Source organism: Abyssibacter profundi, from assembly GCF_003151135.1.
GTDB lineage: Bacteria > Pseudomonadota > Gammaproteobacteria > Nevskiales > OUC007 > Abyssibacter > Abyssibacter profundi.
In genome coordinates, this window is the sequence record NZ_QEQK01000015.1 from 63,402 (window position 1) to 81,157 (window position 17,756).

The following is a 17,756-nucleotide window of genomic DNA, read 5'->3' on the forward strand; positions in this document are numbered from 1 at the left end:
CAGGCCTCTGCATCCAAGAGGGCGCCGCTGATCTCAGCAGAGTCGTGGCCGCTCGGCCGGGGGCGACTGGATACGTCTTCCTGATTAACCGGCTGCAGATCGCCGGGACTTGCGACGCAGCCACCAGCCCACGAGCTGTGAGACCACTGCGGCGACGAGAAACGCCGGAAAGGCCATGACCAGCGTGAGTCGGAAGACGCTGGCCTGCGTAATCTGCATACCTTCAATGCGCTGTTGCCACCAGGCCAAGCCGCCCGCGATGCGCTGCCGAATCATGCTTTGGCCCGGGCTGACCTCAACGCAATGAAACGCGTCCAGACAGCCGCTGGCATCGGTCGACAAGCTTAGCGAGACGGGCGAACCGTCTACCTGGTCCCATTGCAGTACAGCCGCGCCGCCACCCGTGGCAATCACGACCGGCATGGTTGGCGGGTAGTGCGCAGGTGACAGCGTTTGGAAGCTGGACGCGGCGAATCCCAGCAGGCAGCCGGCAAAGACCACGGCCAGTACCAGCAGGCGAATCAGCAGTCGAACCAGGGCAGAATCAAGCATGAGTAACGGTGGCCGGGCGGGCAGGGCTTGCACCGGCTCCGGCTGGACGGATAATCAGCCGCCATTCTCATCGCAAGGCGCATGAATGTCGACGAAGATTTGCGTGCTCGGGGCCGGCGGCCGTATGGGGCAATCGGTCATCCGAGCGCTGTTCGAGCAATCCGCTCTGGTTCTTTCCGCTGCCGTTGATCGCCCGGATGGCGAGGTCGTGGGCAAGGACTGCGGTGCACTAATCGGTCAGGATCGCACCGGCGTCAGTGTATCGGATGACCTCGCGGCTCATCTGGAACCGCAGACCGTCGTCATCGACTTTTCTTCCCCGGATGCGTTGATGGCCGCACTGCCGGTGCTGGAATCTCGAGATTGCGCACTGGTCACGGGGACCACCGGTCTGGACGCCGCGCAGGCCGAGCGCCTGGATGCAGCCAGTCAGCGGATCCCGGTTCTGCGGTCCGACAATTTTTCCGTCGGGGTGGCATTGATGCGGGCGCTTGCGCAGCGGGCCGCAGAAGTCCTCGGCGAACAGGCGGACATCGAGATCATTGAGGCTCATCATCGGCGCAAGGTCGATGCGCCGTCGGGTACCGCGCTGGCGGTGGGCCGGTCGGTTGCCCAGGGGTTGGGCATCGAACTGGATTCAGTCGCCGACTGGACAAGGCATGGCCAGGTGGGGCCACGAGGCGATGGCCGCGTCGGCTTCTCTGTGATCCGGGGTGGGGACATCGTGGGTGAGCATACAGCCCTGTTCGCGATGGCGGGCGAGCGTTTGGAGATCACCCACAAGGCGACAGATCGGATGATCTTCGCGCGGGGTGCCGTCCGTGCCGCCGGCTGGCTGGCCGCGCAGGACGCCGGGCTGTACGCGCTGGAAGACTTGCTCGGCTAGGCCTGCCCAAACGAGGGGTCAGGGCAGGCCAGCCCCGCCGATTAGCGTGTCTGGCCGCCGCGGCATCCGCTGTAGTCGTAGTTCACGACGAAGTCTTCGACGGCTTCCTGGGCCAGGCCAAAGCTCAGGCTGACCGTGAACGAGCCAGACGTGAATTCCGAGAAGACTTCGACTGCGTAGCGGCCATCACCCAGGTCGATCGCATAGGTCGAGTTGCTATCAGATAGCGGGTCCAGGGCGGTTCGTCCTTGGACACCCACACCGTCCGGGCTGCTGACGCCAACGACAAACGCATGCCCGGAGCCCGTCTCACCGCCAAACAGGGTGGGGCGGAAGACGACCTCACGCTGTTCGCTGCCATCCTGGTTGCAGGTCAGCATGGTGCTCTCGGGATTGGCGGCATCGGGTGTCTGGCTGCCCTGACCAAAGAAGACGTGGTATCCGAGGTCCAGCGCACCTTCGTCCACAGCGCCGTCAAAGCGGGTGGTGGAGCCGCCCAGACCAAAATCGGACGCGGTACGGGTCGTATCAAAGTCGATCGAGGTACTGCCCTCGTTCAGGTAAAAACTCCCAAGAAAATCGGGGTTGGCCAGGGCCGCGTTGCCGCCGACACTGGTGACGAGATCGTTGGAGCCGATGGGCGTGCCCGTTGTCAGCACATCTTCGATGTTGTTGTACTCGATCAGGTGGCCGGTCGTGAAATCGCCACTGTCTGTCGTGGGCCCCGCGTAATTCTGGCTGCCGGCATTCGCCGCGAGATCACTGTCGTCGTTCAGCCAGAAAATATTGTCACGCAGTTCCAGCCCCGTGGTCTCGCTGGTGCTCTGTACACCACCGGCGCCTTCGGTCAACAGCACCTGATTGAGCGCCACCGTGTTATTGGCAATCTGGGTTTGTCCGGTGCTGGCTCGCGACACGAACAACCCGCCGCCAGGCTGATTCACGCTGGCATTGCCAACAATCAGATTGTTGGTGACGAAGTTGGCTGATGTCGAATCAGCCAAGTATAGCCCGCCACCCTGGGATCCCGCCCGATTGGACAGAATTTCACTATCGAAGATCTCGATGATCTCTGCGTTACTGGCAAAGAGACCACCGCCCAGGTCGGTCCCGAACCCGGCGTCGCCCGTACGGTTGTTGGCAATGACGCTGCCGAGAACGCTGAGTGTGGTTGTGTTTATGGTTGGGGTTGTGGGTGCGGCATACAGTCCGCCCCCTTCCGACACGGCTCCCGTACTGAAGCCCCCGTCGACCTGATTGCCGCGGATTGTGGAGTATTCAACATTGACCACTCCATCGCTGACCGCGATACCGCCACCTCGGGCGACACTGTCGAAGGCGATTGCCTGGTTATTGTGTATGTCGCTGACGGTCACCGTGACCGTCGACCCGGATGCCACATGAATGCCGCCCCCGAACTGGGCCTGGTTGCCGACGACTTCCACGCTGTCTAACACCACGGTACTCATCGCGGTTGGACCGATGTCCAGACCGCCGCCCTGTGTGGCCACGCCGTCTGTGAACTTGATGCCGGTCAGGGTGATGTCGTTGGCGTTGTCGATGATTGCAGCGCTGCCTTCACCCAACGACGTGAAGACTGTGGCCGTATCGGGAATGTGGTCGTCTGGGCCCAGGCCGCCGGCGACCACGATGAAGCCGCGTGAGGTGTCATTGCTCCCCAGTTTGAAGGTGCCGACGTACTGACCGGATTCGTAGAGATAGAACACGGGCGTGCTGCTGTCTCGGCCGTTTTCGTTGTCGGTCTCCACATCTAAATGGCCTTCAAAAGCCTCGGCCCAGCTTTGACCGTTGTTGCCCGGGGCGCCCCGGGTGCTCGACACGTATCGCACAATATTGGCGAGGTCAGCGCGGCTGCCGACGCTGACTTCGAGTCCGTCGCCCGCACCATCCCCGTCGCTGTCCGGGTTGTTCGGATCGGTGCCGGTTCCGAAGATCTCATCGCCGTCGCTGATACCGTCGAAGTCCGAGTCGGGGTTGTTCGGGTCGGTGCCGTAGACATTGACCTCGTCGGAATCGGAGACACCGTCGGAGTCCTTGTCCTGGACTCCCAGGTCATCTCCCTCGCCATCGGTGAGCTGCCCGCGAATCTCTCCACCTGGGTGGGCATCCGAGTGGACGTTGAGGTACCACCCGCCGGCGAGAATCGTGTCGATCTGAGTTTGCGTGACGGACGCCCCTGACAGCAGGTAGCGGTTGGCATCTTCCGGCGCTGGACTGAGCGGGAAGACCACATCTCCGTTCTGTCCGAATGGAGCTTCATGCAAGTGTGCTGCCGTCGGAACCATGTTCGAGACGAAGACATCGACATCGATGAGCAGATTGCCGCTGTCGTGGAGGTGGAGCACAACGAATCCGAACCCATTCCCCGCGGTCGACACGGGAGGGACTTCCTGGTCGCCGGTCAAACCCACAGGGAAGATGATGCGCATGGTGTCCAGCCAGTCCCAATGCGACTCGAACGTTGAGTCTTCCTGGCCATTGCCATCCTCGTCCACCGCAATGTCGATGGATGCGGGATTGGAGTCGATGCGCGCGCTCACACCATCCAGGTGATTCACGTAATGGGTCACGCCGGCGGTTGGGTCTTCGGGCTTGGCCTGGCTGGACAGGGCAAAGGTGTCGAGTGGCCCGGTAACCGCTGTACCGGGATCAGTCTCATACTCGCTGTCCACGATTCGGAAGCCGTCACCGTCTTCTACCTGTAGCCGATAGCTGGTTTCTACAGTGTGTTGGTCCGCATCGAAATCAATTTGAACAGCCAGTCGGAACGGGACGAGAACACGTGTCTGGGTACTCGACTGATCTTCGCAGAGCGTTGAGGCGGTTTGTTCCACTCCGCCGTCTTCAATCGAGTAGAACTCGCCTGTCTCGCCAACCGCGTAGCTCGCAAGCTGGCCAGAAAGGTTTTGGGTCGAGGTGCAGCCATCCTCCGATTCGGTGTAATCGATTCCGGTGATCCGCCACTGGTAGTTGCGTTCATTGCCGGTTGCCGTTCCGGGCTCGACATTCGGCAGGTGCTCGACGCTTTGATCAGCGACCTCAATATCGAATCTCAGGGTGCCATCGTAAATGGCATCAATTATCGGCTCCTGGTCGAGGATCTCGCAGTTGGAAAACACAATGGTGGCCGTGTCGCCGGCGGTGATGGTGCCGCTCGCATCCGCGTCATCGAAGTTGCTGCTTACAGACCCCGTACTGCAGGTCGGCAGGTCACTTTCGAACACCTGCAATGGGGTGAATCCGAACCAGCCGTGGATGATGTCTGAGGGATCGACGAGGCCCGATTCGATCGATTGGGCCAAGTTGTACTGCACGGCTGCACGTGTTCGTGGCAACTCGCTGAGCCCCCAGGATACGACGACGTCATCAATGGCTATGCGGTCACCATCACTGGCTTCTGCGGTAAGTAGCGTCGTGCCCGATCCCACCGAGGGTGCAATCCAGGTGGTGGCACCGCCGGTTTGCGTCGTGAACGAGCCGGCGCTGGCAATCCACCGGATGTCCACGTTTTGGGAGTCGGGGTCGGTTGCGGTGGCTGTCAGATTAATCGAGCCACCCGCCGGCACCGAGGCGGCATCGGCCGTGATGGAGATGGCGGGCTGGCGGTTGTCCAGACCGGTGTAGCCCTGGTCCAGCGCGCCAAGCATCAGCCAGCGCTGATGGAAGGCGCCGGGCTCGTCGCGGTGGCCCCTTAGTGCGAGTACCTCGCCTGTTTCACTGACGAAGCCCTCGAACAAGGTGGAGGAGGGGTCGGTCGCATCTCCGGCAAAGTCGATCAACAGGCGCCCACCAACGTCAGTGCTGTAGGTACAGGCCATGGTTTCGACGGGGCCTTCAACGCCTGGCAGGTCGCTAAACGCTGCCGTGTCATCCCGGCGGCCGGCGATGAACAGGCTCAATCCTTCCCGGAAGCTCAGCTGGCAGCTGTTGTCCGTGCCGAAGTTCAGCGTGGCCGAGCGGAGCAGATAGCCATAGGACTCCTGATCACTGGCCTGGCGCTCCATGGCCAAGGCGTCCACGCGGAACTGCTGGCCGCTGACGACCGGGGCCGCGGCTGTCCGGCGTAGGCCGATCTGAATGAACTGCTCGATTGATGTGGGTTCAACACTGTCGCCCGTCAGGATGGACTCCTGCAGCACGAGGATGCTGCCGTCCGGCGAGGCCAGGCCTGTCGCCGAACCGGCTGGGGCGCCGCCATCGGTGAACTCCGCGCTGACGGTCCCGTTGGCATTCGCGCTGTACTGGGTCACGAAGGCAGGGTCCGGCCCGTCTTCGCTGCTGATCTGTGTCACCGGGCTGGCGAAGGGGTCGTAGCGCATGGTCTCGGCCGCGAAGCGGTCGTCGCCGGTGGTGCTGCCGTCATTGGCAATGCGTTGCTCGACAATGAATGCGGTGGACTCGACGGGGCCTGCCTCCATCAGAATCCCCAGGCCGACAAAGCCGTAGTCCCCTTCCAGGCGTGAGACCTCGAAAGCTTCGGATTGCCGAAGTGCCAGCTCCAGCGCAAAGCTCGCACCATCCTCGCGTTTCCGGTTCGCATTCAGGTAGTCGAGTGTGCCGTCTTCATCCGAATCAGCCGCATCGAAGACCTCGTCACGCTCACTGACACCGAGCACGTACATATCAGGGGTACTGGGCCGGATATACAGGCCGAATGCGGTTTCGCGCTCGAACGTCTGCTGCCCACTATCCAGTTCTTCCACATAGGGCGCGAACAGCGACAGAACACCGCTGGCATTGACCTGCATGGACTGGGTTTCTGCCGGGTCGACCTCTGGCGGGAAATGATTCAGGAAGTAACTTTGCGGCTGGGCCACGATCTCGCCTTCATTCAGGCTAGAGAATGGCCCGAACGTGACAGTGCTGACGCCATCGACAGGCGGCTGGATGTCATAGAACCCGAAATCCTGGAAAACGGAGAACAGGCCAAACTGGCCATCCTCCGCTCCAGCGGCGTAGTTCAACTCGATAAAGGCGGTGTTGAAGCTTGTTTCTGCACTGCGCAGCTGCACCTCAAGCGTGAAGGCGGGCAGGGCGGCCGTGCCGCCTGCACCATCGTCAACACTGATGACGATGTTCTCGTAGGTGCCGGCATCAGATTCGGCCGGTGTTCCGCTCAGAGTGCCGTTCGCCGTGTCGAATGACGCCCAGGCCGGTTGGTTCGTGATGCTAAACACCAGCGGGTCGCCGTCGATGTCGCTGGCCGTGGGGATGAAGTTGTAGTTGTTTCCCGTTTCGGTGACCAGCTGTGGCGTGCCGCTGATGACAGGCGCATCGTTGACCGGGTTGATAGTCAGCGAGACGGTGGCCGAGGAGCGAAGGCCGGCAAGGTCGGCCACGCTGTACGTGAAGCTGTCCGACCCGTTGGCGTTGGCGTCCGGCGCATAGCTCACCGTGCCATTGCTTTCGACGGTGGTCACGCCTTGCTGCGGCCCTGAGACGATTTGGACGGAGCTGGTATCTAGGCCGTCATCGGGGTCGCTGTCATTGGCCAGCACCTCGATGTTGATGCTGCTGTCCTCGTCCAGCGCGCCACTGTCGTCCAGGGCTGTGGGTGGATCGTTGACAGGGGTGACGTTCACGGTGACCTGTGCCGGGGCCGAGCGCAGCCCCTGGTCGTCAGCAACGGAGTAGGTGAACGTGACCGTGCCGCTTGCGTTCGGCGCCGGGGTGTAGGTGACGGTGCCGTCGCTTTGCGCCAAGGCGGTGCCGCTGTTCGGCACGGTTTCGATCACGACGCTGGTGGCATCCAGCGTGCCATCCGAGTCCGTGTCGTTGCCGAGAACCTCGATGGACACAGCAGTATCTTCTGGCGTGGTTGCCGCGTCATCTGCTGCCGTGGGCGGCTGGTTGACGGCGTTGACCGTAATGGTCAGGGTCGCGCTCGCCTGTGCCGCACCGTCGCTGATCGTGTAGTCGACGGTGTCGGTGCCGGAGAATCCTGTCGCCGGGCTGTAGTCCAGCGTGGTGCCGCTTCCGCTGATGCTGACGCTGCCACCGTTTGCAGCCGAAGCAGAGGCACTGATGATGGTCAGGGTGTCGCCATCGGCATCGCTGTCATTATCCAACACCGCAATGCCGGTCAGCGGCGTGTCCTGGTTGGTGGTGGCACTGTCATCGTTGGCCACGGGCGGTGTATTGCTGGGACTGGTTACGTTGACCGTCACGGTCGCGGTATCGCTGCCGCCGTTGCCATCGACGATGGTGTAGGTGAACTGCTCTGCGCCAACGAAATCCTGGGGCGGGGTGTAGTCGACGCCGCCGGTCGAGGCGATGGACGCTGTGCCGCCCGCGGTTGTGGGGCCCAGGCTTTCGATGACCAGCGTATCGCCATCGGCATCGCTGTCATTGGCAAGCACGTCGATGTTGATCCCGGCGCTGCCGGTTTCGACATTGACGGTATCGTTTGCGGCCACCGGGTTGTTGTTGCTCGGCTGGAGTTCGCCACCGAGTGTTTCCGTATCCACCTGGACCAGCGTGGCATCTGGGAAGACGTTGAAATTGTTGTTTCGGAAGCGGCGAATCGCGTCGTTGAGATCAAAGCCGGTGGGCAGGGCTGGGCCGGCCTCGCCGACAATGACGGCCGTCTCACCGTTTTCCAGGCTGTCTAGCTGGCCATCGGAAAAGTCGAACAATACGGCATCGAGAATCGGGTAGGTTGGTAGGCTACCTAGTGAAATCGAGATGCTGTTCAGATAGGTCGCAAAGCCGCCCAGTGCCAAGGCGTAGGCAACTTCTGCGTCGCTTGCGGTCGGATCGGGGGCAATCGGGTCGGTGGGCAGCACGGCCACCGGGTCGAAGCCCAGTGCATCGCTGGCCTGCGATTGAGACGCAGCAAACACGCTGGCGAAGTTGGTGCCGGCGGCTTCACGGACAGCGCGCTGGTACACCATTTGGGAAAACGGTGTCAGCGCCAGGGCGCTCTGTTCCGCAGGGAGCAGGGCGCGTAGCCCCTGACCTTCGGCGAGCTGGATCTGACGTCTTAACTGCGGGTCAGCCTCGGGGTCGCCCTCGTCGATGTACCGTCCCCCACTGGAGATCAGCAGCAAGGGGCCTTCCGCTGGGCGCTGGGCAAAGCTGAAGCTGCCATCGGCGGAGGTTGTGGTGGTGGCCAGTGCTTCGCCGGTTGGCAGGCCAGCGGCATCGATGGCAAAGGCCTCGATCGTGGCCTCAGCCAAGGGGCCTTTCGCGGCCTTGCCGGTCACGCCAGCGGCGGGCGACGATGCGCCACCCCCGCAGGCCGAGAGCGCCGCCGCGCTGATGAATGCGAGCGGAAGTAGCCGGTTGCGGGGGCTCAATACGATCATGGTGAAGGCTCTCCGAAGACGGCGCCGCCGGTGACGGAGTCGGTGCCGTTGGTGAGGTTGTAGATCAGTCCGGCGCCATCGGGTGTGCCGTTGTTGTTGCCGTCGCCGATAAAGAAGCCATCGAAGATGCCGCTGTTGCCGGCGGTTTCGCCGTTCACCGACACGGTGTCGTAGGTGCCGGAGAACAGGTTGCTGTCGTCGGTTAGGGTGCCGGAGCCGGAGGCATTCCAGACGGTGTCAGCAATCGCCAGATCAATCACGCTGTCGACCGTCCGTTCGGTGAAGTTCGCAGACAGCGAGGCCGAACCCAGTACACCGACGTTGCCGTTGCCGTCAGTGGGATTGGTATTGCCGACCAGGGTGTAGCTGGCGGTTCCGGTGATGGGCAAGACCGGCTCGTCGCCGGTGGGTCCAACAATGTAGTGCAGGCTTTGGCTGGTCAGATCCAGGTTTTCTGTGGCGCCGCCTTCGATCGCGATAGTGGCCACGCCGTCCGCCCAGCGTCCCCAGCGGATCTCGGTGTTCGGATCAAAGCCCGTATTGGTGACGGCCGCGGTTCCGACGTCGTAACTGGCCGCTCCATCCGGGTGGCCCGCCACAAACCCGGTCACATCACCTGATTCTTCGATGACCACCGCGCGTGAGAGTGCGGCTGTCGTGAATCCGCTCGACTCGCGATAAGGCCCCGCGCCGGTCGCCACCGGTGTGACCGGGTCCGGCTCAGGGTCCGGATCGGGATCATCGTCGCGGTCCAATTCCTCCGGGTCATCGGTGGATGCGACCTCGACCGGGCGGCGCTGATCAGTCTGATCCTTGTCCTCACCTTGACCGTTCCCCTGGCCCTCGGATTCGCCTCGACCGCCCAGAATCAATGTGGAGGTATCGTCTGTGCCGCCAAACGCTTCAGGCGGCTCGTCGAAACCGGTGACTTCACCCTCGTCATTGACCAGGCCGAACGAGAACTGCTGGCCGTCTCCGAAACTGGTGGTGCCCCCGGGTAGCAGCACATCGATGGCGCCGTCCCAGACCGCGAGAAAGAGTTCGCCATTGATGAGTTGAATTTCAAAATGCGTGCCGCGGATGCCGATGGTCGCGACCGGGGTCTTGATCTGGTACGCCTCTTTGTCCGCCTTGCCGATCAGGCCCGTAATGGTCCGGAACCCGCCCTTGAGCAGGCTCATAAAGGCCCGGCCATTGCTGCGGGTTCGGACGATGGGGGCATCGGGCTCGGCTGGGGCAGGGGCTTGCGCAGCTGGCGCCGGAGCCTCTTCGACCGCGTAGTCGGTTAGCTCGAAGCGTGAATCCGGCTTCAGGGTGATGACAGCACCGTCATCCATGCGGACATGCATGCGGCCGGACAAGCCGGTCACCAGCGTGTCGCCGGACTCGAGTTGCTGGCCCCGCTGCGCGGCGATCGCTGACTGGCCACGTTCGATGGACGCACCGCCCAGTACGAACATGACCTTGCCGACGCCGGCAAAGGCCGGAGCGGTCATGAGAAGGAGAACGAAGGCCGCGCAGACGCGGTTGAGATGTGCTCGGAGCATGGTTGTTCCCCGTTTAGAATCCGCGCGACGCAGTAAATCCGATCACGACCCGGTCGTACTTGAACAGCGTCACAGTTGAATCGTTGTCGATGTATCGGGCATTCGGTGTGAAAACCCAGCCATCGGGCAGCAGCTTGTGCCAGGCGGCGCTGGCTTCGAGCGAGAATTGCTCGTCCTCGCGGCGCATGCCGAAGAACGGATCTGGGTAGTCGGCATCAAGCCAGCCCAAAGAGGTATTGATTCTGAGGTCCGGCAAGGTCTGCCAGCTCAGCGTGGCGCGCAAGGCCGTCAGATCACGCGAGTAATCGGAGCCGGGTTCGCGCGCCTCATCTTCACCCAGTGACAGCGCCATTCCGACCAGCACGCGAGGGGCGGGTTGCCAGCGTGCGGCGAATGTGGCCGACAACTGGTTGACGTCGCGACTCTGGATGGCGTCGTTGAATCGCAGCGTGCCGCTGCGCAGCGCGCCGGTGAAGGCGGCCGATTCCAGTGCATAGCCGGCGCTGAGCGTGGAGGCCGCGCCCCGGTTGTTGTAGCTCTGGTCGATCAGGCCGTAGTGATACTCGTTGCCGAGGGCGACGAAGACCTGATCCCAGCGCTTGGCCACCTGGAAATAGGCGCGCATCAACGTGTGGTCGACAAAGCTGGCATCGGTGTGATGGCGATGGTCCAGACCGGCACCGCCGGTCAATTCCATGTCGTAGTCCAGCGGATACTTGGCCGTCACGCCCGCGCCGGCGCCAATGAACGGGGAATCGGTTTCCTGGTTCTGTGGGTCCAGCTCGAACCCCAGGAACTGATTATCGGTTGTTGATGCGTTGACGTTGGTGTCGAATCCGGCTGTGGTGCGCACCGAGGCCGTCCACCACTTGTTCTCAACCCGCTCACGCTCGGCCAGCGCGGACATGGCGCGGTCCAGCGTTGCCATCGCAGACTTGGGCGGGTTCATGGCCCGGACCCGTTCAAACTCGGCACGGGCGCGCTGGTTGTTGCCCAACGCCATGTGCGCAAGCCCCAGCTCAAGGCGGGCACCTGCGAAATTGGGCTTGAGGTACACGACGCGCTGCAGTGCAAACACCGCATGGTTGTATTGGCCGGCATCCAGGGCGCTGGCGCCAAAGGCGTAATCGAAGCGCGGGTTGCCGCCGTAGGTGCCCAGTTCCGGCAGCAACAAATCGAACGCGGCCTGGGCGTTGCCGACGCTACGCAGACGATTCGCCTCGTCGATCAGACGATCGAGCGCGGCCGGGGGCGTGGTGGAATCGGCAGGCCGGTCGCTGGCAGTCGCGCTCGCTGCTGCGCTCGTCGGCGCTGATTGCTCGGCAGTTGGCGGGGCACTTGGTGTCCCGGTGGCCGGCGGGGTTGGAGAGGGCGCCGCCGCCACGCCGGCAGTCGCGGGTTGGGCGACCGAGGCTTGCGGTAAATCGGTCCCAGAATCGCTGGCAGCGCCTGGCTCAGAGGATGGCTGCGCAGTCGCGACAGGCGGTGTTGACCGTTGCGAGGCGGGCAGGTCTTGTCGCTCCGCCAGCTCGCGCGCGGCATGGGGGGCGGGCAGGACCAGGGCGACGTCAGCGCGGAGCTGACGGGTATCGCCGATAAAGGCTTGGGGATTGGCCGCGTGCAGCGCTTCTAAGAGTTCGAAGCGGGTCAGCCCGGGATAGCGCGGTTTGAGTTCAGACACGATGCCCCAGAGCGTTTGCCCTCGCTGCACCGGCCCATAGAGTTCGGGCGCCTGGGCCCCCACAGATGGCATGGCCGTCGCCATGCCCGCGCCGAGCGTGACTGCCCACGCGCCTGGAAATCGTATTCGCACCCTTAGCCCCTGTAGTGTCCCCGAGCGGTGACACAGGTTATAGACCCGCGTTCGGCCGGTTGCAAACAACTGCGTCTCAAAAAAACCTGATGTCTCCCCGAGGTGATTTGCTACAATTTCGTCCTACGTCTGTAGCGCGCAGGAATCCCGTTGCGATTGTTCGAACTTGCCCAGCCCGGGGTCATCCCGTGCTAAGGCCGGCCGTACTCGGCCTGGCGACCGGAGATGTTTTCCGCGGAGTTGCCATTGGAGCGTCCGGCTCTTCAGTCGGCGAAGTCGTTTTCAATACCGCGATGACGGGGTATCAGGAGATTTGCTCCGATCCGTCATACCGGCAGCAGATGGTCACGCTGACCTATCCGCATGTCGGCAACGTCGGTGCCAATCCAGAGGACCAGGAATCAGCCATCGCGCAGGTGGCGGGCCTGATCATCCGTGAGCGTCCCCGTACGCCCAGCAATTGGCGGTCGGCGGAAACGCTGCCCGCCTACCTGGAGCGGCTGGGCGTGGTCGGCATTGCGGAAATCGACACACGCAGGCTGACCCGAATACTCCGAGATCAGGGGGCGCAGAGCGGGTGTATCGTCACCGATACGGATGATGCCGACTTGGCGGTGGAGCGCGCCCGCGCGTTCTCGGGCTTGGCCGGACTGGATCTGGCTCAGGAGGTTACCACCGACGAAGTGTTCCAGTGGGCGGAGCCGAGTTGGGGGCAGGCGACGCCTGAGCCCAAGCATCATGTCGTGGTGATGGATTACGGCGTCAAGCGCAATATCCTGCGACGTCTGGTCGATGTGGGCTGTCGCGTGACCGTCGTGCCGGCCAAGACCTCGTTGGAGGATGTGCTGGCCCACCAGCCGGATGGCGTCATGCTGTCGAATGGTCCCGGTGATCCGGAGCCCTGTGATTACGCGGTCGCCATTGCCCGCCAGCTCATGGAGCAGCGTGTCCCCGTTATGGGCATCTGTCTGGGGCACCAGATACTGGGGCTGGCCTGCGGCGGGCGCACGACCAAGATGAAGTTCGGTCACCACGGCGCCAACCACCCGGTGCGGGATGAGCGTTCCGGGCAGGTGATGATCACCTCCCAGAATCACGGCTTTGCCGTGGATGAGGCCAGCCTGCCGGAAACCGTCCGGGTGACGCACCGGTCGCTGTTCGACGGCACCCTGCAGGGCATCGAACGCACGGATGTTCCCGCGTTTAGCTTTCAGGGGCATCCCGAGGCCAGCCCGGGCCCCCATGACCTGGCGCCGCTGTTCGAGCATTTCAGCGCCCTGATGGCGGCTAACCCCCGCTAGTTCCTCTCACGTCCAGACCCGAACGTAAAGACGCATGCCGAAACGCACAGATATCAACTCCATCCTGGTCATTGGTGCGGGACCGATCGTGATCGGCCAGGCCTGCGAGTTTGACTACTCCGGCACGCAGGCCTGCAAGGCGCTGCGTGAGGAGGGATTCCGGGTCATCCTGGTGAACTCGAACCCGGCCACGATCATGACCGACCCGGATTCCGCCGATGCCATCTACATCGAGCCGGTGGAGTGGAAGGCGGTGTCCAAGGTTATCGAGCGCGAAAAGCCCGACGCGCTGCTGCCGACCATGGGTGGGCAGACCGCGCTGAACTGTGCGCTGGACCTGGCCCGCGAAGGCGTGCTCGATGCGAATGGCGTGCAGCTAATCGGTGCGAGCATCGACGCCATTGACATGGCCGAAGATCGTGAACGCTTCCGCAAGGCGATGGACGATATCGGGTTGGCCTCTGCCCAGTCCGAATTGGCGCACAGCATGGAAGAGGCCCGCAAGATTCAGGCGGACCTCGGGTTCCCGGTCATCATCCGGCCGTCATTCACGATGGGCGGCTCGGGTGGCGGCATTGCCTACAACATCGCCGAGTTCGAAGAGATCGTGAAGCGTGGGCTGGACATGTCGCCCACCCACGAAGTGCTGCTCGAAGAGTCGTTGCTCGGCTGGAAGGAATTCGAGATGGAAGTGGTCCGCGACAAGGCGGACAACTGCATCATCATCTGCGCGATCGAAAACCTCGATCCCATGGGCGTCCATACCGGTGATTCGATCACCGTTGCGCCGGCGCAGACGCTCACCGACAAGGAATATCAGATCATGCGCGACGCCTCCCTGGCGGTGTTGCGCAAGATCGGCGTGGAAACGGGGGGCTCCAACGTCCAGTTCGCGGTGAATCCGCAGGATGGGCGCCTGGTCATCATCGAAATGAACCCGCGGGTATCGCGTTCATCGGCGCTGGCGTCCAAGGCCACCGGCTTCCCGATTGCCAAGGTCGCCGCGAAGCTGGCGGTCGGCTACACGCTGGATGAACTGGCCAACGACATGACCGGCGGCGTGACGCCGGCCAGCTTCGAGCCGACCATCGACTACGTGGTGACGAAGATTCCGCGTTTCGCCTTCGAGAAGTTCCCGATGGCGGATGATCGACTGACCACGCAGATGAAGTCGGTGGGCGAGGCCATGGCCATCGGCCGTAATTTCCAGGAGTCGTTCCAGAAAGCTTTACGCAGTCTGGAGATCGACGCGGACGGTCTGGACGAAAAGCATGATTTGTCCGATCCCGAGGCCGCGCGCTCGGAGCTGGTTGAGGCCATGACCACCCCGCGCGCCGATCGTATCTGGTCGGTTGCTGACGGCTTCCGCGCCGGCATGACCTTGTCTGAGGTGCATGCCGCGACCTCCATCGATCCCTGGTTCCTGGATCAGATCGAGGAACTGGTTGCGAGCGAACAGGCGCTGGTGGGTCGGACGTTGGCCGAGTTAGATGCGGTCGAGATGCGCCAGCTCAAGCGCATGGGCTTTTCGGATCGCCGACTGGCCAAGCTGCTGGGTACGCAGGAAGAGGCCGTGCGTTCGCGCCGGCATCAGTTCGAGATCCGGCCGGTCTACAAACGCGTGGATACCTGTGCCGCAGAATTCCCGTCAGCCACGGCCTACATGTATTCGACCTACGACGAGGAATGTGAAGCCAAGCCTTCAGACCGGAAGAAGGTCATGGTGCTGGGCGGTGGCCCGAACCGCATCGGGCAGGGGATTGAATTCGATTATTGCTGTGTCCACGCCTCGCTGTCGCTGCGCGAGGACGGGTACGAGACCATCATGGTCAACTGCAATCCTGAAACGGTCTCCACCGACTATGACGTCTCGGATCGGCTGTTCTTCGAACCGCTGACCTTTGAAGATGTCATGGAGATTATCGATATCGAACAACCGGCCGGCGTGATCGTGCAGTACGGTGGGCAGACACCACTTAAACTGGCACGTCGGCTCGAGGCCGCGGGTGCGCCGATTGTTGGCACCAGCCCCGATTCCATCGACCTCGCCGAAGACCGCGATCGCTTCCAACAGCTTGTCGAGCGCCTGGAGCTGCGCCAGCCGGCGAATCGTACGGCACGGTCCGAGGCCGAAGCGCTGCGTCTGGCGGCCCATGTCGGCTATCCCATGGTGGTTCGTCCCAGCTACGTGCTGGGTGGGCGCGCCATGGAAATCGTCTACGAGGATGTCGAGCTGGAGCGTTACATGCGCACGGCCGTCAAGGTGTCCAACGATGCGCCCGTGTTGCTGGATCGTTTCCTGGAAGATGCGGTCGAGGTGGATGTCGACGCGATTTCCGATGGCGAGTCGGTGGTTGTTGCCGGGTTGCTGGAACATATCGAGCAGGCCGGCGTCCATAGCGGCGATTCGGCCTGTTCGCTGCCGCCGTACTCGCTCTCCGATGCCGTACGCGCCGAAATCTGTCGTCAGGTCCAGGCCTTGGCCCGTGCGCTGCGGGTGGTGGGCCTGGTCAACGCCCAGTTCGCGGTGAAGGATGAGATGGTGTACCTGATCGAGGTCAATCCTCGGGCCTCGCGCACGGTGCCCTTCGTGTCCAAAGCTACGGGTCATCCGTTGGCGAAGATCGCCGCCCGCTGCATGCTGGGTCAGACACTGGACGAGCAGGGCATCCAGCACATCGACGCGCCGGAGTATTTCTCGGTCAAGGAATCCGTGTTCCCGTTTGCCAAGTTCCCCGGCGTGGACCCGATTCTCGGCCCTGAGATGAAATCCACCGGTGAGGTCATGGGCATTGGCCGGACCTTTGCCGAGGCCTTCGCGAAGTCGCTGACCGGTGCCGGCATGGACATCCCGCGCGAAGGGACGGTGTTCATCTCCGTGCGTGATGGCGACAAGCCGCAGTCCGTCGAGATGGCCCGCAAGCTGATCGAACACGGCATGCGCGTCGTCGCCACGCGAGGAACGGCTAACTACCTGCGTGAACAGGGTGTCGAGTGCACCCCGGTCAACAAGGTTAAGGAAGGTCGCCCCCATTGCGTGGACATGATTGTTAACGGCGAAATCCAGTTTGTCGTCAACACCACGGAAGGGCGCAAGGCCATCGAGGAATCGCATTCGATCCGCTCGGCCGCGGTGACCCAGAAGGTGGCGTACTTCACGACGCTGGCGGCCGCTCGCGCTGCAGCCATGGCTTTGGAGTATCGGGATCAGGTCACCGTGAATCGGGTGCAGGATCTACATGCCAATGGCCTGCGCATACCGGACTGAAGTCCGGTTGCACCGTTAGCGCAGCAGCCACCGCCCTGACTGGGCGGCGGCGGCCAGTGCCAGCAATCCCAGTGCGAGCTGATCGATCCACACAACGCGGCGGACCGGCGTACTCAGACCCGGTTCGCCAGCGGCCAGCCAAAGAAAACTGGCCACGCTGACCAACGCAAGCGCCAGCGCTGCGGTGTGCAAGGATGGGCGAAAGGCCATCACCATCAGGCTGGCTCCGAGCAGCCCGAACAGCACGGCACGATGCCTGAGCAACAACGTCAGGTTGGGATCGCCAACCACGTCCACACCGTAGAGAGAGGCCAGTTGTCGTGGTCCGAGCAGGCCGGTGATGGGCGCGACATGAATAACGCCCACCACCAGCAGGACGAACCCGGTCCCCCTGGTCAGCAGGATTTCCATGGTCCCGCTAGCCATAACGCGGCTCGCCGCGCGGGGCCTGGCGCTGTGACCAGCCACGATGGATCAGATACAGCAGCGGACCGAATGCGCCAGCCGCCACTGTCAGCAGTAGGTAGGGCCACACGATCCGCTGGTTGGCCCGCGCATCTTGCAGCATCCACAGCATGGCCAGGCCACACACAATGAGCAGGTCAACCAGCACTTGAAGTGTGCCGGGGTTGGCCAGCCCGGCCTGCCAGATTCCGAGGTAACCCACAGCGTGCAGGCTGTACCCCGTCAGCCCGCCAAAGCCCACCGTCACGGCGATGAGAATCCAGGTTGTTCCAGCCATATCAGACACTCCTTGTGATGAGAGCGTCTTAGCCTGTTGGCTGTCGCCATCGCTCACAACTACCTGGCAGGTCGTTGTGCATGCGCGCTGCGCGGGCGAGGATAGCCCCGCGCAGTGAGGAGAGAGACCAACAATATGACGATTCAACAGGGGGCCGACACCCCGCGGGGGGGTCGTGTCCCCGGACGTGGTGTAAGAAGCCACCGAGCCCGTTGGCAGTCTGAGGCATGGCTTCATGCAGCCGGTAGGTAGAGTGCCTCGCCGTCATCGGCGTTGCAATTGGCCTGCAGGCTTTCGGCACTCATGTAGCGCCGGCTGA

General features: G+C 62.8%; 9 protein-coding genes and 1 pseudogene. 3 read left to right on the forward strand and 7 right to left on the reverse strand.

Translation table 11 applies throughout. The features are described 5' to 3' along the window. Positions 1-84 precede the first annotated feature (84 nt). A complete protein-coding gene (locus DEH80_RS14820) occupies positions 85-552 on the reverse strand; it encodes a hypothetical protein (protein ID WP_133249263.1) in 468 nt (155 codons plus the stop codon). A gap of 85 nt (positions 553-637) precedes the next feature. Between DEH80_RS14820 and dapB the strand changes: the two genes are divergently transcribed. Further along, positions 638-1,438 (forward strand): 4-hydroxy-tetrahydrodipicolinate reductase, encoded by an 801-nt coding sequence (gene dapB / locus DEH80_RS14825; RefSeq protein WP_109721293.1) that lies wholly within the window; start codon positions 638-640, stop codon positions 1,436-1,438. A 41-nt stretch (positions 1,439-1,479) separates the two neighbouring features. On the opposite strand, the gene DEH80_RS17900 is transcribed toward dapB, so the two are convergent. From DEH80_RS17900 to DEH80_RS14840, 4 genes and pseudogenes are all read right to left on the reverse strand, one after another. Continuing rightward, positions 1,480-5,877 carry a CHRD domain-containing protein gene (locus tag DEH80_RS17900; RefSeq protein WP_438938297.1) on the reverse strand — a complete coding sequence of 1,466 codons (4,398 nt, stop codon included), beginning with the start codon at positions 5,875-5,877 and terminating at the stop codon, positions 1,480-1,482. A 603-nt stretch (positions 5,878-6,480) separates the two neighbouring features. Next, positions 6,481-8,766, reverse strand: a pseudogene (locus tag DEH80_RS17905) (Ig-like domain-containing protein); the annotation flags it as partial. Further along, the gene (locus DEH80_RS14835) at positions 8,763-10,313 is read right to left on the reverse strand and encodes a FecR family protein (RefSeq protein ID WP_119254157.1); all 1,551 of its coding nucleotides are present in this window, start codon (positions 10,311-10,313) and stop codon (positions 8,763-8,765) included. The gene DEH80_RS14835 and the pseudogene DEH80_RS17905, both read right to left, overlap by 4 nt. A gap of 13 nt (positions 10,314-10,326) precedes the next feature. After that, a complete protein-coding gene (locus tag DEH80_RS14840; RefSeq protein WP_165831493.1) occupies positions 10,327-12,066 on the reverse strand; it encodes a tetratricopeptide repeat protein in 1,740 nt (579 codons plus the stop codon). A 248-nt stretch (positions 12,067-12,314) separates the two neighbouring features. Here DEH80_RS14840 and carA point away from each other — a divergent pair, with 248 nt between their 5' ends. Together carA and carB are read left to right on the forward strand one after the other, a co-directional pair. Then, positions 12,315-13,427, forward strand: a complete 1,113-nt coding sequence (carA, locus tag DEH80_RS14845) for a glutamine-hydrolyzing carbamoyl-phosphate synthase small subunit (protein WP_207774631.1) — start codon at positions 12,315-12,317, stop codon at positions 13,425-13,427. A gap of 34 nt (positions 13,428-13,461) precedes the next feature. Next, positions 13,462-16,695, forward strand: coding sequence for a carbamoyl-phosphate synthase large subunit (gene carB / locus DEH80_RS14850; protein WP_109721297.1), 3,234 nt, complete (start codon positions 13,462-13,464; stop codon positions 16,693-16,695). Positions 16,696-16,710: 15 nt separating this feature from the next. Here carB and DEH80_RS14855 read toward each other — a convergent pair whose 3' ends face one another. Together DEH80_RS14855 and DEH80_RS14860 are read right to left on the reverse strand one after the other, a co-directional pair. Beyond that, positions 16,711-17,121, reverse strand: coding sequence for a hypothetical protein (locus DEH80_RS14855; RefSeq protein WP_207774632.1), 411 nt, complete (start codon positions 17,119-17,121; stop codon positions 16,711-16,713). Then, a complete protein-coding gene (locus DEH80_RS14860; RefSeq protein WP_109721299.1) occupies positions 17,114-17,437 on the reverse strand; it encodes a DUF2834 domain-containing protein in 324 nt (107 codons plus the stop codon). Before DEH80_RS14860 ends, DEH80_RS14855 begins: the two co-directional genes overlap by 8 nt. Positions 17,438-17,756 lie beyond the last annotated feature (319 nt).